The organism is Shewanella sp. 433, assembly GCF_059338565.1.
On the sequence record NZ_CM181703.1, the window covers coordinates 2,499,627 to 2,522,478 of the forward strand.

The 22,852-nt window shown below is 46.9% G+C and carries 20 protein-coding genes; 12 read left to right on the forward strand and 8 right to left on the reverse strand.

The window, feature by feature from the left end; all coding sequences use genetic code 11:
* Positions 1 to 33: 33 nt before the first annotated feature.
* Together AC5YB1_RS11010 and AC5YB1_RS11015 are read right to left on the reverse strand one after the other, a co-directional pair.
* The gene (locus AC5YB1_RS11010; protein ID WP_494519203.1) at positions 34 to 516 is read right to left on the reverse strand and encodes an FKBP-type peptidyl-prolyl cis-trans isomerase; all 483 of its coding nucleotides are present in this window, start codon (positions 514 to 516) and stop codon (positions 34 to 36) included.
* Between the two features lie 152 nt (positions 517 to 668).
* Positions 669 to 1,847: a lytic murein transglycosylase gene (locus AC5YB1_RS11015; protein WP_494521625.1), complete on the reverse strand. Its 1,179-nt coding sequence runs from the start codon at positions 1,845 to 1,847 to the stop codon at positions 669 to 671.
* A gap of 284 nt (positions 1,848 to 2,131) precedes the next feature.
* Here AC5YB1_RS11015 and AC5YB1_RS11020 point away from each other — a divergent pair, with 284 nt between their 5' ends.
* Complete coding sequence (locus AC5YB1_RS11020; RefSeq protein WP_494519204.1) at positions 2,132 to 2,491, forward strand: DUF2750 domain-containing protein; 360 nt, start codon at positions 2,132 to 2,134, stop codon at positions 2,489 to 2,491.
* A 50-nt stretch (positions 2,492 to 2,541) separates the two neighbouring features.
* Positions 2,542 to 3,189 carry a hypothetical protein gene (locus tag AC5YB1_RS11025; protein WP_494519205.1) on the forward strand — a complete coding sequence of 216 codons (648 nt, stop codon included), beginning with the start codon at positions 2,542 to 2,544 and terminating at the stop codon, positions 3,187 to 3,189.
* On the opposite strand, the gene AC5YB1_RS11030 is transcribed toward AC5YB1_RS11025, so the two are convergent.
* Positions 3,186 to 4,130 (reverse strand): chemotaxis protein CheV, encoded by a 945-nt coding sequence (locus AC5YB1_RS11030; protein WP_494519206.1) that lies wholly within the window; start codon positions 4,128 to 4,130, stop codon positions 3,186 to 3,188. The two genes, AC5YB1_RS11025 and AC5YB1_RS11030, sit on opposite strands and share 4 nt — an antisense overlap.
* A 740-nt stretch (positions 4,131 to 4,870) precedes the next feature.
* On the opposite strand from AC5YB1_RS11030, the gene AC5YB1_RS11035 reads away from it, so the two are divergent.
* A complete protein-coding gene (locus AC5YB1_RS11035; protein WP_494519207.1) occupies positions 4,871 to 5,044 on the forward strand; it encodes a hypothetical protein in 174 nt (57 codons plus the stop codon).
* 147 nt (positions 5,045 to 5,191) lie between these two features.
* Here the strand turns inward: AC5YB1_RS11035 and AC5YB1_RS11040 are convergent, their stop codons facing one another.
* Complete coding sequence (locus AC5YB1_RS11040) at positions 5,192 to 6,112, reverse strand: pyridoxal-phosphate dependent enzyme (RefSeq protein ID WP_494519208.1); 921 nt, start codon at positions 6,110 to 6,112, stop codon at positions 5,192 to 5,194.
* A 433-nt stretch (positions 6,113 to 6,545) separates the two neighbouring features.
* Here AC5YB1_RS11040 and AC5YB1_RS11045 point away from each other — a divergent pair, with 433 nt between their 5' ends.
* Positions 6,546 to 6,956, forward strand: a complete 411-nt coding sequence (locus AC5YB1_RS11045; protein ID WP_494519209.1) for a YccF domain-containing protein — start codon at positions 6,546 to 6,548, stop codon at positions 6,954 to 6,956.
* Between the two features lie 37 nt (positions 6,957 to 6,993).
* On the forward strand, positions 6,994 to 7,224 hold the full coding sequence (locus AC5YB1_RS11050; protein WP_494519210.1) for a PGPGW domain-containing protein: 231 nt from the start codon (positions 6,994 to 6,996) through the stop codon (positions 7,222 to 7,224).
* Positions 7,225 to 7,354: 130 nt separating this feature from the next.
* On the opposite strand, the gene AC5YB1_RS11055 is transcribed toward AC5YB1_RS11050, so the two are convergent.
* Positions 7,355 to 7,711: a DUF6508 domain-containing protein gene (locus AC5YB1_RS11055; RefSeq protein ID WP_494519211.1), complete on the reverse strand. Its 357-nt coding sequence runs from the start codon at positions 7,709 to 7,711 to the stop codon at positions 7,355 to 7,357.
* 276 nt (positions 7,712 to 7,987) lie between these two features.
* Entirely contained in the window at positions 7,988 to 8,887 is a 900-nt protein-coding gene (locus AC5YB1_RS11060; RefSeq protein WP_494519212.1) for a LysR family transcriptional regulator, read from the reverse strand.
* A 176-nt stretch (positions 8,888 to 9,063) separates the two neighbouring features.
* Between AC5YB1_RS11060 and AC5YB1_RS11065 the strand changes: the two genes are divergently transcribed.
* The 3 genes from AC5YB1_RS11065 to AC5YB1_RS11075 all read left to right on the forward strand — a co-directional run bounded on the left by AC5YB1_RS11065 (position 9,064) and on the right by AC5YB1_RS11075 (position 12,102).
* Positions 9,064 to 10,230, forward strand: coding sequence for a homogentisate 1,2-dioxygenase (locus tag AC5YB1_RS11065; protein ID WP_494519213.1), 1,167 nt, complete (start codon positions 9,064 to 9,066; stop codon positions 10,228 to 10,230).
* Positions 10,231 to 10,326: 96 nt separating this feature from the next.
* A complete protein-coding gene (gene hppD / locus AC5YB1_RS11070) occupies positions 10,327 to 11,367 on the forward strand; it encodes a 4-hydroxyphenylpyruvate dioxygenase (RefSeq protein ID WP_494519214.1) in 1,041 nt (346 codons plus the stop codon).
* A 120-nt stretch (positions 11,368 to 11,487) separates the two neighbouring features.
* The gene (locus tag AC5YB1_RS11075; protein WP_110458000.1) at positions 11,488 to 12,102 is read left to right on the forward strand and encodes a LysE family translocator; all 615 of its coding nucleotides are present in this window, start codon (positions 11,488 to 11,490) and stop codon (positions 12,100 to 12,102) included.
* A gap of 25 nt (positions 12,103 to 12,127) precedes the next feature.
* Here AC5YB1_RS11075 and AC5YB1_RS11080 read toward each other — a convergent pair whose 3' ends face one another.
* A complete protein-coding gene (locus AC5YB1_RS11080) occupies positions 12,128 to 13,339 on the reverse strand; it encodes a GNAT family N-acetyltransferase (protein ID WP_494519215.1) in 1,212 nt (403 codons plus the stop codon).
* A 181-nt stretch (positions 13,340 to 13,520) separates the two neighbouring features.
* On the opposite strand from AC5YB1_RS11080, the gene ggt reads away from it, so the two are divergent.
* Positions 13,521 to 15,251, forward strand: a complete 1,731-nt coding sequence (ggt, locus tag AC5YB1_RS11085; RefSeq protein ID WP_494519216.1) for a gamma-glutamyltransferase — start codon at positions 13,521 to 13,523, stop codon at positions 15,249 to 15,251.
* A gap of 110 nt (positions 15,252 to 15,361) precedes the next feature.
* On the forward strand, positions 15,362 to 15,976 hold the full coding sequence (locus AC5YB1_RS11090; protein WP_494519217.1) for a DUF938 domain-containing protein: 615 nt from the start codon (positions 15,362 to 15,364) through the stop codon (positions 15,974 to 15,976).
* A 67-nt stretch (positions 15,977 to 16,043) separates the two neighbouring features.
* Here AC5YB1_RS11090 and AC5YB1_RS11095 read toward each other — a convergent pair whose 3' ends face one another.
* On the reverse strand, positions 16,044 to 17,825 hold the full coding sequence (locus tag AC5YB1_RS11095) for an acyl-CoA dehydrogenase C-terminal domain-containing protein (RefSeq protein ID WP_494519218.1): 1,782 nt from the start codon (positions 17,823 to 17,825) through the stop codon (positions 16,044 to 16,046).
* Between the two features lie 357 nt (positions 17,826 to 18,182).
* Between AC5YB1_RS11095 and AC5YB1_RS11100 the strand changes: the two genes are divergently transcribed.
* Together AC5YB1_RS11100 and AC5YB1_RS11105 are read left to right on the forward strand one after the other, a co-directional pair.
* Positions 18,183 to 19,031 (forward strand): D-hexose-6-phosphate mutarotase, encoded by an 849-nt coding sequence (locus AC5YB1_RS11100; protein ID WP_494519219.1) that lies wholly within the window; start codon positions 18,183 to 18,185, stop codon positions 19,029 to 19,031.
* A 166-nt stretch (positions 19,032 to 19,197) separates the two neighbouring features.
* Complete coding sequence (locus tag AC5YB1_RS11105; protein WP_494519220.1) at positions 19,198 to 22,770, forward strand: intermembrane phospholipid transport YdbH family protein; 3,573 nt, start codon at positions 19,198 to 19,200, stop codon at positions 22,768 to 22,770.
* Positions 22,771 to 22,852: the final 82 nt, after the last annotated feature.

Below are 22,852 nucleotides of genomic sequence, written 5' to 3' on the forward strand. Positions count from 1 at the left end.
GTGATGAATCACTGAGGCTAAGGCATTAAAGATTTAGTGGTGATGGCCGCCAACCCCATGGGCGTGACCATGAGCAATCTCTTCGGCACTGGCTTCGCGCGCATCGACAATCGTTAAATCAAAGGTTAACTCGCGACCGGCTAAAGGATGATTAACATCCACGGTCGCCATAAACTTACCCACTTTAACCACAGTCACTTGGCGCTGACCTTGGTCAGTGTTGATAATGGCGCGCATGCCGGGTTTCCACACTTTAGCGCCCTGAAGGTGCTTAACTGAAACCCGCTGCTCTGCATCGTCATTACGAATACCGTAAGTCAACTCTGGTGGCAATGTCACTGAGAAACTGTCACCCACTTCGCGACCGGTAATGGCATTTTCGACACCGGGCATCATATTGTCATGACCATGAAGATAAGCGATGGGATCTAACCCTTCGTTGGTCTCAAGCACTTCGCCCGCTTCGTCACGTAGCGTGTAGTTAAACTGCACCACCATATCATCTTTAATGCTCATCAAGGATCCTTTGTCTCTGTTCAAAAATAAAATTCGCCAGAGCTTAACAAAACTTGTTTCATTGCTCTAGCGCTATCACTGCCTTGGCACGATTTAATTAGGCTAATGCAATAATGCCCACAGCCATGGACGCATCATGTAGCGCTCGATGATTATTCCAAACCCAGCAGCTTGAAGGTTTCATCACTTGGAAAACCATCGGCGATTAATCCCACGCTGCGCTGATAGGCCTGTAAACCGGCTCGCGAATTACTGCCAAGTACGCCATCTGGGGTACCGACATCAAACCCATTTTCATTGAGCTTAGTCTGTAACGCTTTGAGTTTGTCACGACTGATATTAGCTTGTTGCGGCGGCGCTACACGTAATGGCGGCGCGCCATTAATACGGTCTGCTAGGTGCCCTACCGCGATGGCATAAAACTCAGAGCGGTTCCAACGCATAATCACATTAAAATTGTCATAGCCTAAAAATGCAGGGCCAGTATGACCTGCCGGTAAATATAAGGCCGCTTGCATATCGGGTGTCGACAGCGGCTGGCCATTAGCTTTCGTTAGCCCAAGTGTTGCCCACTGGGTCAGTGGTAAGGTGGCTTTGCCGCCCAAATAACGATAATCATAGGCGTTAGGAACCAAGACTTCACGGCCCCAACGCTCATTACGTGCCCAGCCCAATTGCTGTAAAAAGTTGGCCGCAGAGCTAAGCGCATCGGCAGTACTGTTCCATAAGTCGGCTTTACCATCACCATCACCATCGACCGCATATTGTGCATAAGCCGACGGCATAAACTGAGTGTGCCCCATGGCGCCCGCCCAAGAGCCAACCATGTCACTGGTATCAAACTGATAGGCTTCCTTGAGCTTCAATGCCTGAAGTAATTCGCCACTAAAATAACGGCTGCGACGTTGATCGCAGGCTAACGTGGTAAGCGAATCAATCACTGGCATCTTACCTTTATAAGAGCCAAAATTAGTTTCTAGCCCCCAAAAAGCCATCAAATACTGAGGAGGAATGCCGTAGGTCTGTTGTAATTGACTCAGTAATGGACCGTGTTGCTTTAATAAACGGCGCCCTTCTTGTACACGCCAATCGGTCACGCGCTTAGTAAAATAATTTTCAAATGTTTGACTAAACTCAGGCTGCTTTTTATCCAGCTCAATAACGCGTGTCACATACTTAACCTGACCCAAGGTTTCATCAATGGTTTTGGTCGAAATGCCAGCGGCTATGGCTTGCTGCTTAAGATTATCGACGCAAACATTGAAATCTTGTTCCGCATTAATGGGGTCAACCGCCAAGGCTGAAAAAGCACTGAGACTCGAGGCAAACATGAATGAGGCAAGGGTGAACATTTTAGTCAAAATAGGGACTCCACAATACTAGGGCTGAATATACACGCTACCCAATAACTGACAGCCTAAAAAAGATGATAGCGTACTGACATCATAGCGATAGAAACTATTAATACTAAGTATTTTATGATTAATTATTGTTGGAATTGCCGCTTTTAAGAGTGAGCGTTTAAATAGTGCACTTTTTCATAAAACAATCACTTGGTCGAGCACTCACTTGGCGTATAATAGGGCCGTTTTTAATCGACTTCTAAGAGAGCAACATGACTGATAGCAATCCCGTATTAGCAAGTTTTATCGACAACGTAAAAGAACACCAAGCCGTTTGGGGTCTTCAAGACGAAACTGGCGAAGGCTGGGTGGTATGTGACTCTTCAGAATATGAAGAAACGGATGTAATGCCGCTGTGGTCAAGTGAAGCGCAGGCAAAAGTGCATTGCACCGACGAATGGCAAGATTATCAACCCACTGCCATTAACCTAGAAGAGTTTTTAGAATACTGGGTTAAAGACCTGCATGATGATGGTGTATTAGTGGGCATTGACTGGATAGCTGAGCAAGAGTGCTTAGAGTTAGATCCTATCGGCCTAGCTAAAAACTTAGTCGATATCGAGCAAGAATAATTCCTTGGCAAATCTTATTGTAGTGATGTCAGCAGCCGAGGAAACTTCCCTTGTCTGCTGATATCCCGTTAATCGATATTCCATTTGAGCAACGTCACACCTGTTGGTTTTGCAGTGAACCTTGCGATTGCGTGCTGCATTATGAAGCACAGTCTTACACTCCCCATCCCTCATTAGCCGTCCCCTGCTGTAAAGAGTGCCTCAGCATTGCCAAACGCTCGCCATTAACCTCTATTTGGGATTGCCATATGGCAGTTAAAGATGAATTAATGCGCATTTATGCTAAACATTTAGCCATTGGTGAAAACTGGACAGAGCAAGAACTCGCCGAGTCAGAGTTTTCGTGTAAGGTGTTTGAGGGGTTTAAAAAGAGTGCTTGGTTTATGTATCAAGTGGCTAAAACCCGTGTAAGTGTTGCGCCTTGGCCACTGAGCATCAATGGAGTGCTGATTGACAATCAAGATTATCAACTGGCGTTTGAATTTGATGGGGCTCAGTATCGCAGTATTGCTAATGCTGTAGAGCACTACAGCCAGATGCTGGGGTTAGACCGCCACTTTTTACATGATATTATAACGCTCGTAGGGCGAGATCGTTTTGCCTACGCGGTAAGAGTCTGCCGCCTTAATATCGTTAGTACTAAAGCCGTCAAACGGCAAATCTTGGCTGACATCGCCAGCCAAGAAACTCAAGTTTAAGCCTCGACTAACTGCCTGAGACGCTCTTGCACCACTCCGACCAATAAATCCGGCTGGAACTTTGAAATAAATTGATTACAGCCCACCTTTTCGACCATAGCGTTATTAAAACTGCCACTGAGTGAGGTATTAAGGGTGATAAATAATTCTTGCATGCGTTTGTCATTACGGATCTCGTGGGTGAGCCGGTAACCGTCCATTTCAGGCATTTCAGCATCGGTTATCAACATCAAAATCTCATCGTAGACGTCAATACCTTCATCACACCAGGCTTGCAACAACTTCAGCGCCTGTAAACCGTCGGACACCTCTATCACTTCGATCCCCAAGGGCATTAAGGTGTCTTTAATTTGCCGTCTTGCCGTTGAGGAGTCATCGGCAATTAAAATCTTGCGCCCCACCATATTCTCAACCAATGACTCATCTAACACGCCATCCGATAGGGTGATATCGTAATGGATGATCTCAGCCAGTACCTTTTCTACATCGATAATCGACACTAATTGTGTTCCACCATCGACCTCAATTTTAGTAATAGCGGTTAAATAACTGTTGCTGCCCGCGGTTTTAGGTGGCGGCATAATGTCGCCCCAAGTCATATTAATGATGTGCTCAACCTTACCCACCATAAAACCTTGCACGCTGCGGTTATATTCAGTAATGATTAAGTTTGCCTCTACGTTCTCTGCCATCGGCTGAAACCCAATGGCGCGACGTAAATCGATCACTGGAATCGATACGCCGCGGATATTGGCCACGCCTTTAATGCTGTCGTGGCTACCGGGTAGATGGCTCAAGGCCGGTAGTTTCACCACCTCTTTAACTTTGAAGACATTAATGGCGAACAACTGGGTGGCATTAATACGGAACAATAAGAGCTCTAATCGATTTTCACCCACCAGTTTTGTTCTTTGATCAACTGAATCTAACACGTTAGCCATACATCTTCCCGTTACTGCTTTTAAATGTGTGTATCTTAATTTGGTGTTGATTATAACCCGTATAGCCGGATTTAGAATCACCTGAAGCCATTGAAGCTCACATGTTATCTATATTTTTGATCGCATCTTCACCACTTAACCTTCTAAAACAAATTAAGCTGACTGTTTTCGCCGCCACAATGTTACTACCCTGTTACTCCAGTAACACTTGCAACATTAAACGCAGACAGTCACATAGAAATCATTCACTAATAAAATAAATCATTATAAAACAATAGGTAAATCAAGCCCACTCTAGTAAAAGCACAAGACCAGATACCAATAGCGGTGTATAACAGGCATATTCTCGAAGAAGATAAGCCTAATGAATAAATAAAACGCTAATAATGATTGTAATATGTTGACAAAAGTTAACTTATCGATATACTCGATCAATTGAACTTCCTGCCCCATTTGCTTGTGTAGCTCGACCCATCCGTCTTCGCATCCAACAAAATCAGCAGCATCTCTTACGTCATACTCTTGTCATCAAATGATGGTTAACTGTATGCGTTAATTAAGTCAATATTGTGATCTGTCTAACAAGAATAAAATAGATAGCCCGCAGCAAGGACTTGATTAGTAATAAAGAAATGGATAGTCTCAGTAACTTAGAATTCATCTTTCGCTAAAGCTAAGGATATTTTTATTATTAAATTTCAACTGCTAAACAAGCAGTCATCATTAAAGGAGTATGGCCAATGTCGTACAATATGAACGGTCAAGAGATCACGGTTAATTTTCCAGTGGCCTCTATATCATCAAATAAAACCTCTATCGCATTTACTGATAGAGCTGGTAAAAATAGACAAACCTTTTCTAAACGTACCGAAGCGTTACAGTTTATGAAATGGTTACTTTCAAGCAATAAATAAACCTCACGCTATTCGATACACCTCCTCTCATCGTATCGAAGGTTGCTAACGCAACAAGTAGGATTGACATCATTCGTCAACGACTCAGCACACTTCATTTGGCCTAGGTTGTATCACTTTCACAGATACTGACCTAGCCAAGTGATGCTAACCCCCATATTTTCGCCTATATCTCGGCAACATAGACTCATTCCCTAGCAACCCACCTTGATGTAGATAGAGCACCTTTTGCTTTGGATTATTTTCAAGATAGTGCAGTAATACTAGCCAACCCAGTGGATCGTAGAGTAACTCAAATTCCATCCCTGCTTGCTTAAGTTTTTGCCATACTTGAAAAAATTCGGGATAGAGCTTACCAAAATGGTAACGCTTATTCGGGCTTAAAATTTGAGGAAACATTGACTCATCATCGACAAGCATTCGCCATTGCAGCTTAAGGTAATCATCACCGCCAACAACTGAGCACGTTTTAACTTGAATGCTATTATCGAGTTCGCTAAAGCTCTTATGTAAAAATAAGGCTGTGGTCCCCGTCCCTGACGGTAAGAAAACCACGAGTTCACTTAACTGCTGGGCCTGTTTCCACGCTATTATTTCACGTGCTAATTGCCGCACTCCAGACTCGGCATACTGACAGCGCCCACCTTCTGGAATAAACAACAGATCATCACGACCCGGTAATACGCATTGCTCGATATAACTGGCGCAATCGAGATCAGCCCTATCATGACACTGACTTAAATCGATAATATTGGCGCCATTTTGCAGCGCTGCACGGTAATTACCCAGTGGATGCGTAAGCAGATAGCTGGCTATATGATCCACATAAAACTCTAATTGCCACCCCTTAAGCTTAGCCAGCGCTGACATCGAATAAAGTGAGTTCGCCTGAGGGGAGCCATATCCAACTAAAGTGGAGATGTCGGGGAAATCCTGCTGGAGAAAATAGGCAAATTTTCGTGCCTTGTTACCAGAAAATGCCGGGTGGAGCAAATCATCACGTTTGACATAAACATCATGCCCATCAACATGAAGGGTATGCACAGGAGTCTGAGTCAGTTGTATCATAAGCAGTTCAAAGACAAAGAAATCCATTTTACACTGACTGATACACCTTGACTAACTTCAATCTCAAGTACCTTAGGGACTCAATCGCCCGGCACTCTAGATAACATGATTTGTCCCCCACTATTAGTTAGCCTGATGGGCTAAACAGTAGTAAAAAAAAACATCTATGATTGTAATAAAAACTAAAAATCAATAATAAACAGCAGTTTAAGTATTGGCACGATTATCGCTTGATTGCGTTTATAGATGATTAACACTTACTGACAGAGAGTGATTGAGGCGCTTAGCCCGTACTGGCGATCGTCACCATCAGAAGTTGCTATTCATCAAGGTACATTTTAATTAACAACAGATATTCAAAAACCGATGTTTTGAACACTTTAGCTCGGCATTAAATCGATAGCATAAGTGAAAATAATAATAGGAGCGCTCAATGACCGTCATTCGTTTACTACTCAATATTGCATGGTTCATCTTAGGGGGATTGGTGATGGGGTTAGCCTGGTGGTTAGCAGGCCTACTCTGTTTTATCAGCATTATTGGCATTCCCTTTGGACGCGCCTGCTTTGTGATTGGCGAAATGGCTTTTTGGCCCTTTGGTCAAGAGAGCCACAACCGTAAATCGCTGACAGGCGTTGAGGATCTGGGTACCGGTTCACTGGGTATGATAGGCAATGTCATCTGGTTTATATTATTTGGTTTCTGGTTAGCAATAGGCCACCTGGCCCACGCACTGGCTTTATTTGTCAGTATTATTGGCATTCCATTTGGGATCCAGCATTTAAAACTGGCCATACTCAGCCTAACGCCGATAGGTCAAACCATCAAAGCTAAAGCCACTTAAACCAACATGTTGATCACTATTTGCGGAGTAATAATTAATGGATAACCAATTACATAAAATAGCTATCACCATGATAGGAGGTATCTTAGTATTGCTTGGTGCTGTGCTAATAATACTGCCAGGCCCTGCATGGCTACTACTGCCTATAGGATTAGCAGTATTGAGTATTGAATACCCATGGGCAAGGCGTTGGCTCAAACTGAGTCAACGCCAGATGAAACAATCGGCACTTTGGTTAGATAAACGCTGGGCCAATAGAAAGGGTTAACACAGTGATAACGCGCAGTAATTAGTTGCTGCGCGTTATTCATTATCAGTACAGTCAGATTGCTAAACGTCATTGCCCCGACAAGCAATTGAGCAGAAGTCTATAAACTAATGAGTTTAAATTAATTTAACTAGCGTTGTTGACCATCTGCCACCTGAGTAAGTCGCTCTAAAATAGCTAATAACACCCCTTGGTGATGCATATTGTCGAGCAAGCCTGTGCTAAAGCGCTCAAGACGCGTCATAGCGGTCAACAATAACTGACACTCTTGCAAACTAGCATCACCAATATATTCGGGTCTATCGATAAGATGGCTATTTTGATACCAATCACTCCAGTCTAATCGCTCCAGTAACAGACCACACTCTTGCAACTGCTCAGTAAAGTCATGCAGTTTACTGCTACACACAAGGTGTTCTCCTTGGGTAAAATGCTTAGCATACTCTGCATATAATGCAGCGATTTGTACTGACATAATATCACTCATACCGACCTCCTAAAGCGAAATGTCAGAACACGTGACCAACAATGTGGCGCGTAGCACTGAACTAACGAAAAAAGAGATAAGCACGTCACCTATACCAACGAATGGGGGACTAGGCTAATTCAACGCAGCTGTACCATGGCTTAACGGCTAATAATTAGTCTGGCTGATAGATCATAATTCGAGAGGCTAGCGCCGCTCAAGAGGTGATAGTCATATTAATGGACGCTCAAGTTTCACTGGCAAATTGATTAAAGCAGTCGCTGCTGATATAAGCTATTAGAGCGAGTCTTGATACAATGCAAACTCCTGTAAAATCAAATCGGTAAATAGACTACCAGCCCGACCTAAAGGCCGCTCCATGGTGGAGACAAGTTGCGGAGTAAAGCTGTAACGGCTGGCGCCGACAAAGTCCACTTCCACTAATGCTCCCGAGGCCAACTCGGTTTGAATCAAAAATTCAGGCATCCACCCAAAACCTAAACCCATCTGCAGCGCATTTTTCTTCATAATAAAACCTGATAAATAAAACACCTTATCGCCACCAAACTGTAATTGGTCACTGTGGTGCACACTGGGGGATGAATCTTGAATGGTGAGCTCGACATACTGCAATAACTCAAATAAGGCCACTTGTTGCATCGCGGCAAGTGGATGCTCGCGGGAGACCACCAGCAAACTGTTAATGACCGGCAAAGGTTGAGGGCAATAGTTAGGGCCTGAGCGATAGTCCTTCACCAGCATAAGATCGGCAGCGTCACGCTCAAACCTCTGTTGCACCCCACCCAAAAATTCAACATTAAGCTGGATCTTAGTGGGAATATTCTGCTCAGCCACTTGCTTAAGCGCGCGCATTATCGGCTCCATGGGTAATGAGCCATCGACCACCAATTCCAATGTCGGCTCCCAGCCTTGACTAAATCGGCTGGCTAAATGCTCAATATTGCCCAAATACTGCAGCAACCTTTGGCCCTCGGCCAACATAACCTTGCCTTCTGCGGTTAATTCGGCTCGATACTTATCGCGACAAAAAAGCTTTACACCTAAGTGTTGCTCTAGTTTTTTTACCTGATAGCTCACTGCCGATTGCGCCTTATGTAAACGTTCTGCCGCCTTGGCAAAGCTGCCCTCTTCGACCAGTACTTCGAGTACCTTAAATGCTTCAATATCAATTTTCATCAGCCTTCCAAAGCGTAAAGCAAATACAACCATCTAAATATTGGATTGAGTTAAGCTATTTATTATTCTTTTTTTTGTTAATGCGAGCAACTAAATTGATAACTCGATCACAAAAAACGCGTTCACCACAATAACAACAAGATCTGTGTGCAGGTAAAGCACTGAGGAAGAACATTATGCCGTTTTATGTCAAGCAGGGGCAGATCCCACACAAGCGTCACATCACCTTTAAAAAAGACAATGGTGAGCTTTATCGTGAAGAGCTGTTTTCTACCCACGGCTTTGCCAATATTTACTCTAATAAATATCACCATAATATGCCCACTAAAGCATTAACGGTGGCGCCATATGACTTAAACCACGGCGATACCTGGCAAGACCCACTGATCCAAAACTACAAACTTGACTCGAAGCAAGTGGATTGCCAAGGCCACTTTTTTTCCGCCCGTAATAAGATTTTTTTCAATCATGATGTGGCGATCTATACCGCCAAAGTCACCCAAGATACCGACGAGTTTTATCGAAATGCCTATGCCGACGAGGTGGTGTTTATTCATGAAGGGCAAGGCACGCTTTACAGCGAATATGGCACCATTAGTGTCAATAAATGGGATTATCTGGTGATCCCGCGAGGCACCACCTATCAACTTAAATTTACCGATTTGGATAATGTCCGCCTGTTGGTGATTGAGTCCTTTTCCATGGTGGAAGTCCCCAAACATTTTCGTAACGAATATGGTCAACTGACCGAATCGGCGCCCTATTGCGAGCGCGATATTCGGGTGCCAACCTTGCAAGATGCCACAGTAGAGCAAGGAACATTTCCCTTGGTGTCTAAATTTGGCGAGCGCTACCAGATAACTGAGCTGCAATGGCACCCATTTGACTTAGTCGGCTGGGATGGCTGTGTTTACCCATGGGCGTTTAACATCCAAGATTACGCGCCAAAAGTGGGGCAAATTCACCTGCCGCCCTCTGAGCATTTAGTCTTTAGTGGCCATAATTTTGTCATCTGTAATTTTGTGCCGCGCCCTTATGATTTTCATCCCCAGTCGATCCCGGCACCTTATTACCACAACAATATTGACAGTGACGAGGTGCTCTATTATGTCGACGGCGACTTCATGAGCCGAACTGGCATTGAGGCCGGTTACCTGACGTTGCATCAAAAAGGGGTACCACATGGGCCCCAACCGGGACGCACCGAAGCCTCCATTGGCAAAACTGAAACCTATGAATATGCCGTTATGGTCGATACGTTCGCCCCACTACAACTCACCCAGCACGTACAAACCTGTATGAGCCCAGATTACAACCGCTCGTGGATAGAAGAAAAACAATAACCACACATCGGCAGTCAAGCTGCCAACACCCAACACAACTCAGGCCGATGGAGCAATACACCGCGGCGAGATAACATATTGAACGAGGACATTGACATGGCAAGCGAACAAAATCCCCTAGGACTATTAGGTATCGAATTTACAGAATTTTGCACGCCTGACAGTGAGTTTATGCATCAGGTATTTATCGATTTTGGTTTCTCTAAGTTAAAAAAACATCAGCAGAAAGAGATTTTTTACTACAAACAAAATGACATCAATTTCCTGTTAAATAATGACAAAAAAGGGTTCTCATGCGCCTTTGCCAAAAAACATGGCCCAGCTATTAGCTCAATGGGCTGGCGTGTGGAAGACGCTCAATTTGCCTTTGACGGCGCCGTGGCGCGCGGTGCAAAGCCCGCTACAGAAGCTGCGAAAGATCTACCCTATCCTGCAATTTACGGTATTGGTGACAGCCTAATCTATTTTATCGACACCTTTGGTGAACCAAACAACATTTATGCCAATGACTTTATTGACTTAGATGAGCCCGTTATCACCCAAGAGAAAGGTTTTATCGAAGTCGACCACCTGACCAATAATGTCTACAAAGGCACCATGGAGCATTGGTCTAATTTCTATAAAGAGGTATTTGGCTTTACCGAGGTGCGTTATTTCGATATTAAAGGCTCGCAAACGGCGTTGATCTCCTATGCACTGCGCTCACCCGATGGCAGTTTCTGTATCCCAATCAATGAGGGTAAAGGCGATGATAGAAACCAAATTGATGAATACTTAAAAGAATATGATGGCCCGGGAGTACAACATCTGGCTTTTCGCAGCCGCGACATAGTGGCCTCGCTCGATGCGATGGAAGGCAGCTCCATTGAAACACTAGACATCATCCCCGAGTACTACGACACCATCTTTGACAAGCTGCCACAAGTCACCGAAGACAGAGAACGTATTAAGCATCACCAAATTCTGGTCGATGGCGATGAAGAGGGTTATCTATTACAGATTTTCACCAAAAACCTATTTGGGCCCATTTTTATCGAGATCATTCAACGCAAAAATAACTTAGGTTTCGGTGAAGGTAACTTTAAGGCGTTATTTGAATCCATTGAGCGCGACCAAGTGCGCCGCGGTGTGCTCTAAAGCCCACTGGCTCTCATAGGATAATAAAAACCAGCTCAAGGGCTGGTTTTTTATTGGCACCCAAGCGATAAATCACTACACTAGCGGCCTGTTTATATTCACTGATTAGTCCTTATCACCATGTCCGAACACATTCTTATTGCGGTATTTTTACCGACCTTTTTCTTTGTCTCGATAACCCCAGGTATGTGCATGACCTTAGCCATGACCTTAGGCATGAGCATTGGCGTACGCCGCACTCTGTGGATGATGATAGGTGAATTGGTGGGCGTGGCACTCGTGGCCATTGCCGCCGTCATGGGTGTGGCCAGCATGATGCTCAATTACCCCCAGATATTTGAGATCTTAAAATGGGTCGGTGGCCTCTACCTCGCCTTTATCGGGGTGCAGATGTGGCGCGCCAAAGGCAAACTCGCCCGTTTAGAAACCTCGACCTCGATCAGTAATCGCGCCCTTATTACTCAAGGCTTTGTCACCGCCATCGCTAACCCTAAGGGCTGGGCCTTTATGATCTCCTTACTGCCGCCTTTTATCAATGTCGATAACGCCATTGCGCCGCAAATGATGATGCTGTTATCCGTCATCATGTTGACCGAATTTGTTAGCATGTTGGCTTATGCCAGCGGCGGTAAATCCCTCAAACTGTTTTTAAGCCGGGGTGACAATATTAAGTGGCTCAACCGCATCGCCGGAAGCTTAATGGTGGGTGTGGGTTGCTGGCTGGCGCTAGGTTAGACGCCAGCCTCTAACGTAAACCGCTTCACTCTTGCCCTTTTTTGTAAGGCAGAGCCTGTTTAAGCTGTGTCATGTAATGCTGCACCTGTGCCCGTTCTTGCTGGGTAAAGTCGGCGATGGCGGCGCGAAATTGCCCATGGGCTATCTCATGGGCCGAATAGGTTTCTACCGGTTCAAAACCCCGTAACACCTTATGTTCGCCTTGAGCCCCCGCATCAAACACCTTAAGCCCATGGGTAATAGCATACTCGATCCCCTGATAGTAACAGGCCTCAAAGTGCAACCCATCGAGCTCAACTAAGGTGCCCCAATAACGCCCATAGAGGGTGTTGTCAGAGACAAAATAGAGCGCCGCCGCAATCATAGACTCACCGCCTTCCCCTTGCTGGCTCACCAATAACAGGCGTATCGCAGCGCCCATGGTGGCCACCAGCTGAGTAAAAAAAGCTAAGTTAAGATAACCGCTATGACCTGAGCGTTTAAAATAGGTCGCTTGATAACACGCCACAAAATGTTGCAATGCATCACCGGTGATCTGCGGCCCCTCAACAAACCGAAAATGCAGCGATTTATCCTGTAACTGCCGTCGATCTTTGAGGATGTTTTTACGCTTGCGGCTGCTCATTTGCGCTAAAAACTCATTAAAATCATGATAACCACGATTATGCCAATGAAACTGAGTGCCCAAGCGGGTTAAACACCCGGTACTGGCCAAACGCTGATGCTCGGCGTGAGGATGAAACAGTTGATGCCAGCCAGAGCCTGCAACACGTGCAACCTGCTGTTCAAGGTAACGACTGAGCTGGGTTAACAACGCCTGTATCTGCGCGGCATTTAGCTGCGTCGATATTGCCAGCCGCGGCCCGGTCACTGGCGTAAAAGGGACTGCACTAACGAGTTTGGGATAGTAGTTGAGTTGATGCCTCTCATAGGCCTGCGCCCACGCCCAATCAAACACATATTCGCCATAGGAATGGGTCTTAAGATACATAGGCATGACAGCGACTACGTTAGTTTCAGCATCAATATTAGTACCGAAAGTCGCTTCATCCTGAGCCAGCTTGACGATGACATGCATTGGCTGCCATCCGGTTTCGATACTCACGCAGCCACTGTTTTCTAATGCGTGTAAAAATTCATAGCGGCTAAAGGGGTTATCACTGCCCATTAACTGCGCCCACTGCCGCTGGCCTATTTGACTTATCTGACTGACGCACGTGAAGGTAAACAAGGGCACAAGACTCCTTTATGATGATGGTTTAAGTGCAGCAACGCGCTGTGGTAAGCATCACTTACTAATGGCCACTTGATAAGCGTCTTTTTGACAGCAATGACTTGCTATTAATAATGCCAGCGGCTTGATTTTAACAGCAATAGTCGGCACATTGAGGGACAAATGTAGACACAAAGGATCAATTGTGCGCCCACTTAACACCCTCATTATCGCCCTATCGCTTTCACTGCCTTTCACCTTAGGCCAGTATAGCCACGCGGCTGAATCATCAATATACAGTAATAGCGCTACCGTCCAACCGGTATGGGCAAAGCATGGCATGGTCGCCAGCCAAGAAGCGCTCGCCACCCGAATTGGGGTGGATATTTTGCAGCAAGGAGGTAATGCCGTCGATGCTGCCGTTGCCGTTGGCTTTGCCCTAGCGGTTACCCTACCGCGCGCGGGTAACCTCGGCGGCGGAGGCTTTATGCTGGTTCATATCGCCAAAGACAATAAAACTATTGCCATCGATTATCGCGAGGTCGCGCCAGCAAAAGCCGATAAGGATATTTTTTTGAACGCGCAAGGCGACGCCGTCGCCAAGCTCAGCCGTGAACATGGCCTCGCCGTAGGCGTGCCCGGCACCGTAATGGGCATGGAGTTAGCCTTAACGCACTATGGCACCATGACCCTAGCACAAGTCATCGCCCCCGCCATCACTTTAGCCAAGCAAGGCATTGTCGTTACCCCAGATTTAGCCACCTCCCTTGCAGGCCTTAAACGTCGCATTAGCCAATGGCCTAGTTCGAAAGCAATTTTTTATCGACCCGATGGCAGTAACTTTGAGATTGGCGACACCTTAATACAACAGGATCTGGCTCACTCGCTAACACTTATCGCCGAGCAAGGCAGTAAAGGCTTCTATCAAGGCAGTACGGCTGAAAAAATCGTGGCCGCAGTAACCGACGCTGGCGGTATCATGACTCAGGCCGATCTGGCCGACTATCATGTGGTTGAGCGCGAACCCGTCAGTGGCGAATATCGCGGTTATCGGGTGGTCTCTATGCCACCGCCATCATCGGGCGGCGTGCATATCATAGAGATGCTCAACATGCTCGAACCCTTCCCCATTGATAAAATGGGCCATAACACCGCCGATACCCTGCATGTGATGTCTGAGGTGATGAAGCGCGCCTATAGCGATCGCAGCAAATACTTAGGCGATCCCGACTTTGTCTCTGTGCCGGTGGCCGAGCTTATCAGTAAGTCCTATGCCAAGCAGCGTTCTAAAACCATCACCTTAGAAACATTGACCCCAAGTCATCTTATCAACCCAGGTAAAGTCTCGGGCTATGAAAGCCCACAAACGACCCACTATTCTGTGGTCGATAAATGGGGGAACGCAGTCGCGAACACCTACACCCTTAATTTTAGTTACGGCTCTGGTTTAGTGGCTCAAGGCACGGGGATTTTACTTAATAATGAGATGGATGATTTTTCGGCAAAACCCGGCGTGCCTAACGGATATGGGTTAATTGGCGGTGATGCTAATGCGGTCGAGGGGCACAAACGCCCGTTAAGCTCAATGAGCCCGACCATAGTGATGCAAGATGGTAAACCATTTATTGTCACTGGCAGCCCGGGGGGCTCGCGGATCATCAATACCACCTTACAGGTGATCATGAATGTGATTGACCATAAGCTCAACATTGCCGAAGCCAGCTATGCCAGCCGAGTCCATCATCAATGGCTGCCCGATGAGCTGAGGGTTGAGAAAAGCCTCAATCACGACACTATTAAGCTGCTAGAGGCCAAAGGCCACAAAGTGACGATAGGCAATGCTATTGGCTCGACCCAATCGATTATGGTTACTCCTGAAGGGATCTATGGCGCATCAGATCCAAGACGTGCGGGTAGTGAAACGGCGGGTTATTAACATAGCCACTTTCGAGTGAGTCAAAATGCGCCGTCAAGGCGCTTTTTTATTGAGTCAGCCAAAGCCATTAAGGTAAAGTGAGCCATCAACACCACCACACAAGAGCTGCAATGAATCAAGCTGATGGACTGCCCTACTCCCAAGCCTGCGAAAATAATAAACAAGCCATTTTATCTGTGTTACGCCACCGTTTTGCTCAGGTCACTCAAGTATTGGAAATCGGCAGTGGCACGGGACAACATGCACTCTATTTTGCCGAGCAGTTGCCTCATCTCACTTGGCAACCAAGCGATCAAGGCGCCTATCTTGCACCGCTGTGCCTTAGAGTGAGCCTGGCGGCCCACCTTGATAATCTTGCCCTGCCGTTAACTATCGATGTTATGCAGCCTTGGCCCTGCAAGGCGCAACAATTTGATGCACTCTTTAGCGCCAATACCTTACATATTATGAGTAAAGCCATGGTAGAAGCCATGTTTGAGGGGATATCGCAGCATTTAGCTCTAGGAGGAGTATGCTGCCTGTACGGGCCGTTTAATTATCAACAAGCCTACAGCAGTGCCAGTAATCGAGAATTTGATACTTGGCTAAGGACTCGCGATCCCCTCAGTGGTATTCGCGACATTGAGTGGATAATCGAGCTTGCCGCCCGCGCAGGTATGCGTTTAATGGCTGATAATGAGATGCCTGCCAACAATCGGTTACTGCAATTTTTAAAAGAGGCGTGATCATTCCCCCCTGATATGCCGCGTGACCACGGCATATCATTATCTAGCAGTCATTAAAAATGGTGGCTTAGAAGTCGGCCTCGGTCAGTGAACAGATAAGCTCACTACTGGACTCAATTTGCGCCCTCAAACTGCGAGTTTGCACCGCCCAATACGCCATGTAAAACGCGGCGGTTTTCAGTTTATCCTGATAAAACGCCTGCTCTTGAGAGGAATGCTCGAGCGCCACCGCCGCCATCCTCGCCCACATCCAAGCTAACGCGGCAATGCCAAACATCTGCATATAGGGCATAGACGCCGCCCCGATGATATCGGGATTGTGACCAGCATGAGTACTGATATAACCTGTGGCCTGTTGCAGATCCTGCAAAGCATCGCGCAGCGGCATAATATAGGGGATCATGGCGTCATTAGCTTGATGCTCATCGATAAAGCGGGTCACTATCTCAGACCATAGGGCTAAAGCTGCACCGCCATCGCTGAGTATTTTGCGCCCAACTAAATCCAATGCCTGCACGCCATTAGTGCCTTCATAGATCATCGCAATACGACTGTCGCGTACAAATTGCTCCATGCCCCACTCATGGATATACCCATGGCCACCAAACACCTGCTGGGCATCGACACAGGCCTTAAACCCTTGGTCGGTCACAAAGCCTTTGACCACTGGGGTCAATAACGCGGCCAGCTTACTGGCATTAGCAGCCAGTGACTTATCGTTAGCGCGATGGGACTCATCGAGCCACAGTGCTTGCTGGCCCATTAAGGCTCGCGCCCCTTGATTAAAGGCCTTTTGTGCCATCAACATACGCCGAATATCACCATGAACTAAGATAGGATCGGCGGCCTGTTCGGGTGCCTTGACACCGCTCAGCGCGCGACCTTGAATCCGCTCTTTGGCATAGGCTAATGCATTTTGGTAGGCAATCTCCGATACGCCAAGGCCTTGCACTCCCACCCCAAGGCGCGCCTCATTCATCATGGTAAACATGGCACGTAAACCTTGATGGGGTTTGCCCACCAGTTCCCCCATGGCCTCATCAAACACCATCACGCAGGTTGAATTACCATGAATGCCCATTTTATGTTCCAGCGCACTGGCGACCACACCATTGTGCTCGCCTAAGCTGCCATCGTCATTGACGCGATATTTCGGCACCGCAAATAAGGAGATCCCTTTCACCCCAGCAGGTGCATCTGGCAGGCGAGCCAAGACCAAATGTACTATGTTGTCGGCCAAGTCATGATCGCCCGATGAGATAAAAATTTTCTCGCCGCTAATGGCATAATATTGCTCGTCAATCGCTTGTGCCTTGGTGCGAAGTAGCGCCAGATCGGTTCCCGCATGGGATTCAGTTAAGTTCATGGTGCCGCTCCATTCACCGCTGACCAATTTGGCTAAATATTTCGCTTTAAGCACCTCACTGCCGTGGGCATGAATCGCCGCATACGCCCCATGAGTTAAGCCGGGGTACATGGCAAAAGCCATATTGGTGGAGGTGTTCATTTCGGTGGCAAATATCCCCACAGACTCGGGAAGCCCCTGGCCACCATAATCAGGATCGCTGGTCAATGTAGCCCAGCCATTGTCTACATATTGTTGATAGGCCGCTTTAAAACCTGTTGGGGTGCGTACTTGCCCCGCGACAATTTCGCAGCCCTCGACATCGCCGCTGCTATTTAATGGCAACATCACTTCGGTAGTAAAGTCTGCAACCCCTTGTAGAATCGCGTCCACTAATGGCGCATCAATCTCATCGAATCCTTGTAGATCGCCACGCTGATAAATCGACAGTAACTCACTTAATATAAATTGATAATCTCGAAGCGGAGCTTGATAGATAGGCATTGAATCATCCTTATTAATCGCTATTTCATCCATTACGTCATACCGAGCTTAAGTTCAGTTACGTGACTGAGATGGCCGCGTCGCCACTCATGCAACCACTATTGCAGCATTACGAACCTATGCATCGAACTTGAGCGTCAATATTTTCGTCAAGATGCAAGCTAAACATGGCACTTGCTCTTGTCCTCCCACTCTAACCAAATCAGCCTAAAAATACAGCACTGATAAGACTAATAATATTGAGCGGGGATAATAAAACAGCAAAAAAAATCAAGGCGATACTTATCCTTAAATAAAAAAAACGTTAAGCTAATACCTCTGCGGCCTCAGGCCAATATTAGGCAATAGGATAAGACGATGGCTTCTGTTACCACCAAAAAACACCCTAACGGACTCGACTATGTCGAAATCGACACCCCCTTGTGCGAGGCGCGGATCTTTATGCAAGGCGCGCAGATCGACCGTTTCACCCCTAAAGGCAAGCCCCCGTTACTCTGGGTGTCGAGCGCGGATGATTATCAGCCCGGGCATGGTATTCGTGGTGGTATTCCCGTATGTTGGCCTTGGTTCGGTATGAGCAACCATCCAGAATGGCCGCAACATGGTTTTGCACGCACTCGTATTTGGACACTCGATTCGGTGCAGCTGCGCAATGACATAGCCGAACTTAAATTTAGTTTATCCATCAATGATGAAGACAGGATCAGCTGGCCCCATGACACCAAAGTCGAGCTGCTGTTTACCCTAAGCGATACCTTAAGCGTCAGCTTAATCAATACCAATCTCAGCGATGAAACCGTAAGCCTAACCCAAGCCTTGCATACTTATTTCCCTATTGACGATATTCACCAACTTAAAGCCACTGGCTTTAGTGGCGCCCATTACATTGAATTTGGTAAAGGGCCCTATCCGCAGGCCACAGATGAAGTGATATTCAACCAAGAAACCGATAGGGTTTATAACGCCCTTGGCCCACGACAGCAGCTACATACGCCCCAAGGGATAATTAATGTCTGTCGCCGCAATAGCCAGTCGGCAGTTCTGTGGAACCCATGGATTGATAAATCCAAGCGCCTAGCACGCTTTAATCATGATGATTATCTCACCATGGTATGCCTCGAAGCGGCCAATGTGCTTGAAGATAAAGTCACCCTTGCCCCCTATGGCAGTCATACCTTAACTACTGAGATCAGCTGGGCCAACTAACAGCATTGGCCATAAATAGCCAACTGAGCAGCTTATGTTGCGCCAATGGACGGCCCGCCCGACATAACTGCTAGACTGATCGTAACGACTCTATTTGTGGCGCAGCATGTTTAGCCAACGACATTAAGGGCAACAACCGAACCATATGACAAAGAGACAGGGATAGATGCGGCAGCGACTGAGTCAATCACGCCTAATGGCAGCGCTACTGATCACGGCGCTGCTAATGGTTGTCGCCCTCGGTTTAGTGGCTGCCAATCTCAGTGGTATCACCCAAAGCCTAGCGAATCGTTACCTATTACCTGCCAACACCCAAATCAGTGCCCTCAATGTTAACCTTGACGGTGTGCTCAACGGCCATGTTGCACAGTTAGATTTACAGGTCAACGACAGTCATATCGCCATCAGCGATCTGCAATTGACCTTCAATGATGCCGTTACATGGACACATTTTTCTCTCGAGAATATTGACACGCTGGCCATTAGGCACATTGAGGTGCTGTTATCACCCACGCTATTTTCTTCCAATCCCAATACAGAACTCGCCCCGACGACTAGCCCAGCGCTGTCGCTCGATATGGTAGCAATACCTAAAATAGCCATAGGACAGACGCAACTGAGTGTGCAGCAGATCCCGAGTGAACAACTGAGCCTAAGTCTGGATTATCTCAATATCGATAATCAAGGAAGAGTGACCAGCCAGTTAAGTCATCATGATAAATTACTGTTTGGCCTCGATGCGCAACTATCTGACGAGAGCTGGCAGTTCGACACTCGCTTATCCTTAGATACCCTCCAAGCATTCATGGCCCAGTGGGTAGCATCGGCGCCGGCGCAGCAGCAAGAGACGCCTCCACTGCGCCAATTTATCGCACTAAAACACCAGTTAGCTACCCAGCATATAGATATCAGCGGCCAGCTTATTTCATCGACTCGGCTCGATATTGCCAAGGCCCGCATCGATTCCAGCCATCAACTGGAGCCGTTTTCGCTAACACTTAACGGCTTGACTGGTACAGTATTTAACTCACCTTTGCAATTAGTTCCAAAAGCGCTGCCGATTGAGGGCGGTGCTGACTCAGCCTCCGTTTCGACGCCAAGCAACTCATTGCCATCAAATAGCATTGCCTTCGAGATCACCGGTCCAGTTAGCGACCTAAGCGTGAGCCTTGCGCCAAGCCAACTTGAGCTGGCAATATCGCCATTGCAACGTCAGGCATTCTATAGCGGGGCCACGACCCACGCGCCTTTGCTCAATACACTCGATAGGCTATTGAGTACAACTGCCTTGTCTGAAAGCAACGTGGCGGATAACAATTCGGCTGATAATCACCGCCAACCCTCTCCCCCAGATCAGGACGCTCTGCACTCTCAGCAATCTCTGCGCACTCTACTTGGTGAGCTAACTGGCCAGCCACTTTATCTTATGTTGCAACTTGCCAGTCCGCTTAACTATCAAATTAATTCACAACAATTAAGCATTGAGCACCTACAAGCAGAGCTGTTACTGGGTAATTTACAGCTTAATACTGAGCTAAAACATCTCAAGAGCGTGAATAAAATTGATGAAACCAGTGTCACCACCGATTGGCAGCTGACGCTGGCGCACCCATCCACCTTATGTGTCGGTTTTTCAACGCAGCAAGAAAACGCAGCCCCTATTGCTCCCTGTGATACGAGGATAGATTCGCAGCTACGCGCCGATAACATAGCGTTGTCTGCAACAGGCAGCGCCAACGCAACCTACCCCACAGCGCTGTCGGCAGGGGCTGTAGCATCGAGCTTTGCCTTGACAGTGCTGCCTGAGGCACAGCTGATAATCGACGGGCCATATTATCGTCATCAGTCCCTTGATGTCGCCTCAACACAGTTCACACTTGCGCTCACTGAACCACTGAGTTTTAACACTGCTGATGAGGTTAAACTGCAATTTGGTCATATCGATATAAGTAACAGTGGCAATCAATTCACCTTCGTGCAAGCTGGCGAGCACTACCAGCTTGCGAGTCATCGCACTGAGCTGCAACTAAGCGGTGGCCAGTTCAACAAGCTAGCTAATGGCGCAAGCCAATGGTTATTGCGCCCCTTGAGTATCTCAACCCTTAACCCACAGCTAACCCAGTTAAGTAACCTCGTTGCGGCGCTGCCAGCACAAACACTGACCAGTGCCGAGCTTGTTTTCAACAGTAAAGAGACGCTACATATTAACCTCGACGCGGAGCTTAATAATAAAAACACAGGCAAACTAACGACTCAACTATATCTCCCCCCCCTCATGCTGCAACTTAATGGGACGCAACTGACGCATCGGCAAATTAGTGATGAGCAACATACAATTGCCACCACGACCAACATAGGCGTCGCTCGCTTAGATGTGGGCGCTATTGATATGGGGTACATAGCCTCCCTTACAGAGGAGAGCAGCTCAGCTGTAAACAATAAACCTGTCGCCAACACGAGCGCGCAGTCGAATCTGAGCGCACCATCACACTCACTGGCAGCTTTGGTTCTGAACGCACCATGGCACAATCAACTTGAACTTAGCCTTGAAAATATCAGTGTTAATCAGCAGTATTATCAGCTGAAAAAACGCCGGCAACGTAATCTTTTTGCGATCACCCAGCTGGGGATGACTCAACAACTCGATTGGCAAGCCAGCGCCAGCCAATATCGGCTAAGCACAGCAGAGCAATGGACGGCTGGACAGTTATCGATGCGCAGTCAGCATCAATTGACACTGGCAAAACAACCAGATAAGGTCGCGCTACAAGGTGAGTTCGCGCTTAATAGCGATCTGCAGCAACTAATCAACCAACTCAGTAGCAGTTTTGCCCTCAACATGCCTCTTACGACCATTGGCGATATCCAGCTAGCCAGCCATCATCAACTCTCATGGCAGCCTGATGAACTCCACTTCTCCATGCAGCTGACACCAAAAATTCAAATCAGCGAAGGTAGCATTAACCTACTGCCCTTTAAACAGTTTAACCTTGATGGCAAATGTTATTTCAGTGCGAGTGCGATAAAACATAGCCCTAGCAAACGCAGCATTAACTGTAATGACCTAAGCCTTCAGACGCAGGCATTTAATCCTGGCGTGGTACTCAATAATATCAATGCCAGTACTCAACTTAATTGGTCTTCTCAAAGCGCGTCGAGCCAAGAGACTAAAGAGGCTTTGCTTCAAACAGCCGATATTAATATCAATGCCAGCGCCGATACCCTAGGTGGCCATTTGCTGCTGCCTAAATTTTCGCTCGACTTACATCACCCCTCAGAGGCGTATCTAGTGTTACAGGCGTTAGATTTAGCCCAGCTACTGACCATTCAGCCACAAGAAGGTATTTACGCCGACGGTATTTTCGACGGTGTTTTACCGATGCAAATTGTCGATGGCAAAGTGTCGGTCAGAGGCGGTAAATTGGCTGCGCGCGCTCCGGGTGGCTTAATTAAAGTCAGCAATAATCCTGCAGTGATACAGATGCGCGCCTCTCAGCCCTATTTGGATTTTGCCTTTTCTGCCCTCGAAGAGCTGCACTATAGCGAGCTGTCGAGTCGTTTTGATATGGCCGCCAATGGCGATGCCGTGCTGCATGTCAATGTAAAAGGTAAGGCTAAAGATATTGAACGCCCTATTCACTTGAACTACGCTCAAGAAGAGAATATGTTGCAGTTGCTCAAGAGTTTACAAATAGGTGATCGCCTACAACAGGATATTGAACAGTCGATGGCACAATAAGCGGGCGCCAATCATGTTCAGGTTATGGTCATCTATAAAGGATTAAGCTGAGCTCACCTTGAATGATCCAGAAACGATCATC

Coding starts and splice junctions, on each gene's coding strand:
- AC5YB1_RS11075 (WP_110458000.1), top strand. CDS start 11,488: ATGTCCGAACACATTCTTATTGCGGTATTTTTACCGACCTTTTTCTTT.
- AC5YB1_RS11090 (WP_494519217.1), top strand. CDS start 15,362: ATGAATCAAGCTGATGGACTGCCCTACTCCCAAGCCTGCGAAAATAAT.
- AC5YB1_RS11035 (WP_494519207.1), top strand. CDS start 4,871: ATGTCGTACAATATGAACGGTCAAGAGATCACGGTTAATTTTCCAGTG.
- AC5YB1_RS11020 (WP_494519204.1), top strand. CDS start 2,132: ATGACTGATAGCAATCCCGTATTAGCAAGTTTTATCGACAACGTAAAA.
- AC5YB1_RS11055 (WP_494519211.1), bottom strand. CDS start 7,711: ATGAGTGATATTATGTCAGTACAAATCGCTGCATTATATGCAGAGTAT.
- AC5YB1_RS11050 (WP_494519210.1), top strand. CDS start 6,994: ATGGATAACCAATTACATAAAATAGCTATCACCATGATAGGAGGTATC.
- AC5YB1_RS11030 (WP_494519206.1), bottom strand. CDS start 4,130: ATGGCTAACGTGTTAGATTCAGTTGATCAAAGAACAAAACTGGTGGGT.
- AC5YB1_RS11045 (WP_494519209.1), top strand. CDS start 6,546: ATGACCGTCATTCGTTTACTACTCAATATTGCATGGTTCATCTTAGGG.
- AC5YB1_RS11105 (WP_494519220.1), top strand. CDS start 19,198: ATGCGGCAGCGACTGAGTCAATCACGCCTAATGGCAGCGCTACTGATC.
- hppD (WP_494519214.1), top strand. CDS start 10,327: ATGGCAAGCGAACAAAATCCCCTAGGACTATTAGGTATCGAATTTACA.
- AC5YB1_RS11095 (WP_494519218.1), bottom strand. CDS start 17,825: ATGCCTATCTATCAAGCTCCGCTTCGAGATTATCAATTTATATTAAGT.
- AC5YB1_RS11060 (WP_494519212.1), bottom strand. CDS start 8,887: ATGAAAATTGATATTGAAGCATTTAAGGTACTCGAAGTACTGGTCGAA.
- AC5YB1_RS11065 (WP_494519213.1), top strand. CDS start 9,064: ATGCCGTTTTATGTCAAGCAGGGGCAGATCCCACACAAGCGTCACATC.
- AC5YB1_RS11015 (WP_494521625.1), bottom strand. CDS start 1,847: ATGTTTGCCTCGAGTCTCAGTGCTTTTTCAGCCTTGGCGGTTGACCCC.
- AC5YB1_RS11040 (WP_494519208.1), bottom strand. CDS start 6,112: ATGATACAACTGACTCAGACTCCTGTGCATACCCTTCATGTTGATGGG.
- AC5YB1_RS11100 (WP_494519219.1), top strand. CDS start 18,183: ATGGCTTCTGTTACCACCAAAAAACACCCTAACGGACTCGACTATGTC.
- AC5YB1_RS11010 (WP_494519203.1), bottom strand. CDS start 516: ATGAGCATTAAAGATGATATGGTGGTGCAGTTTAACTACACGCTACGT.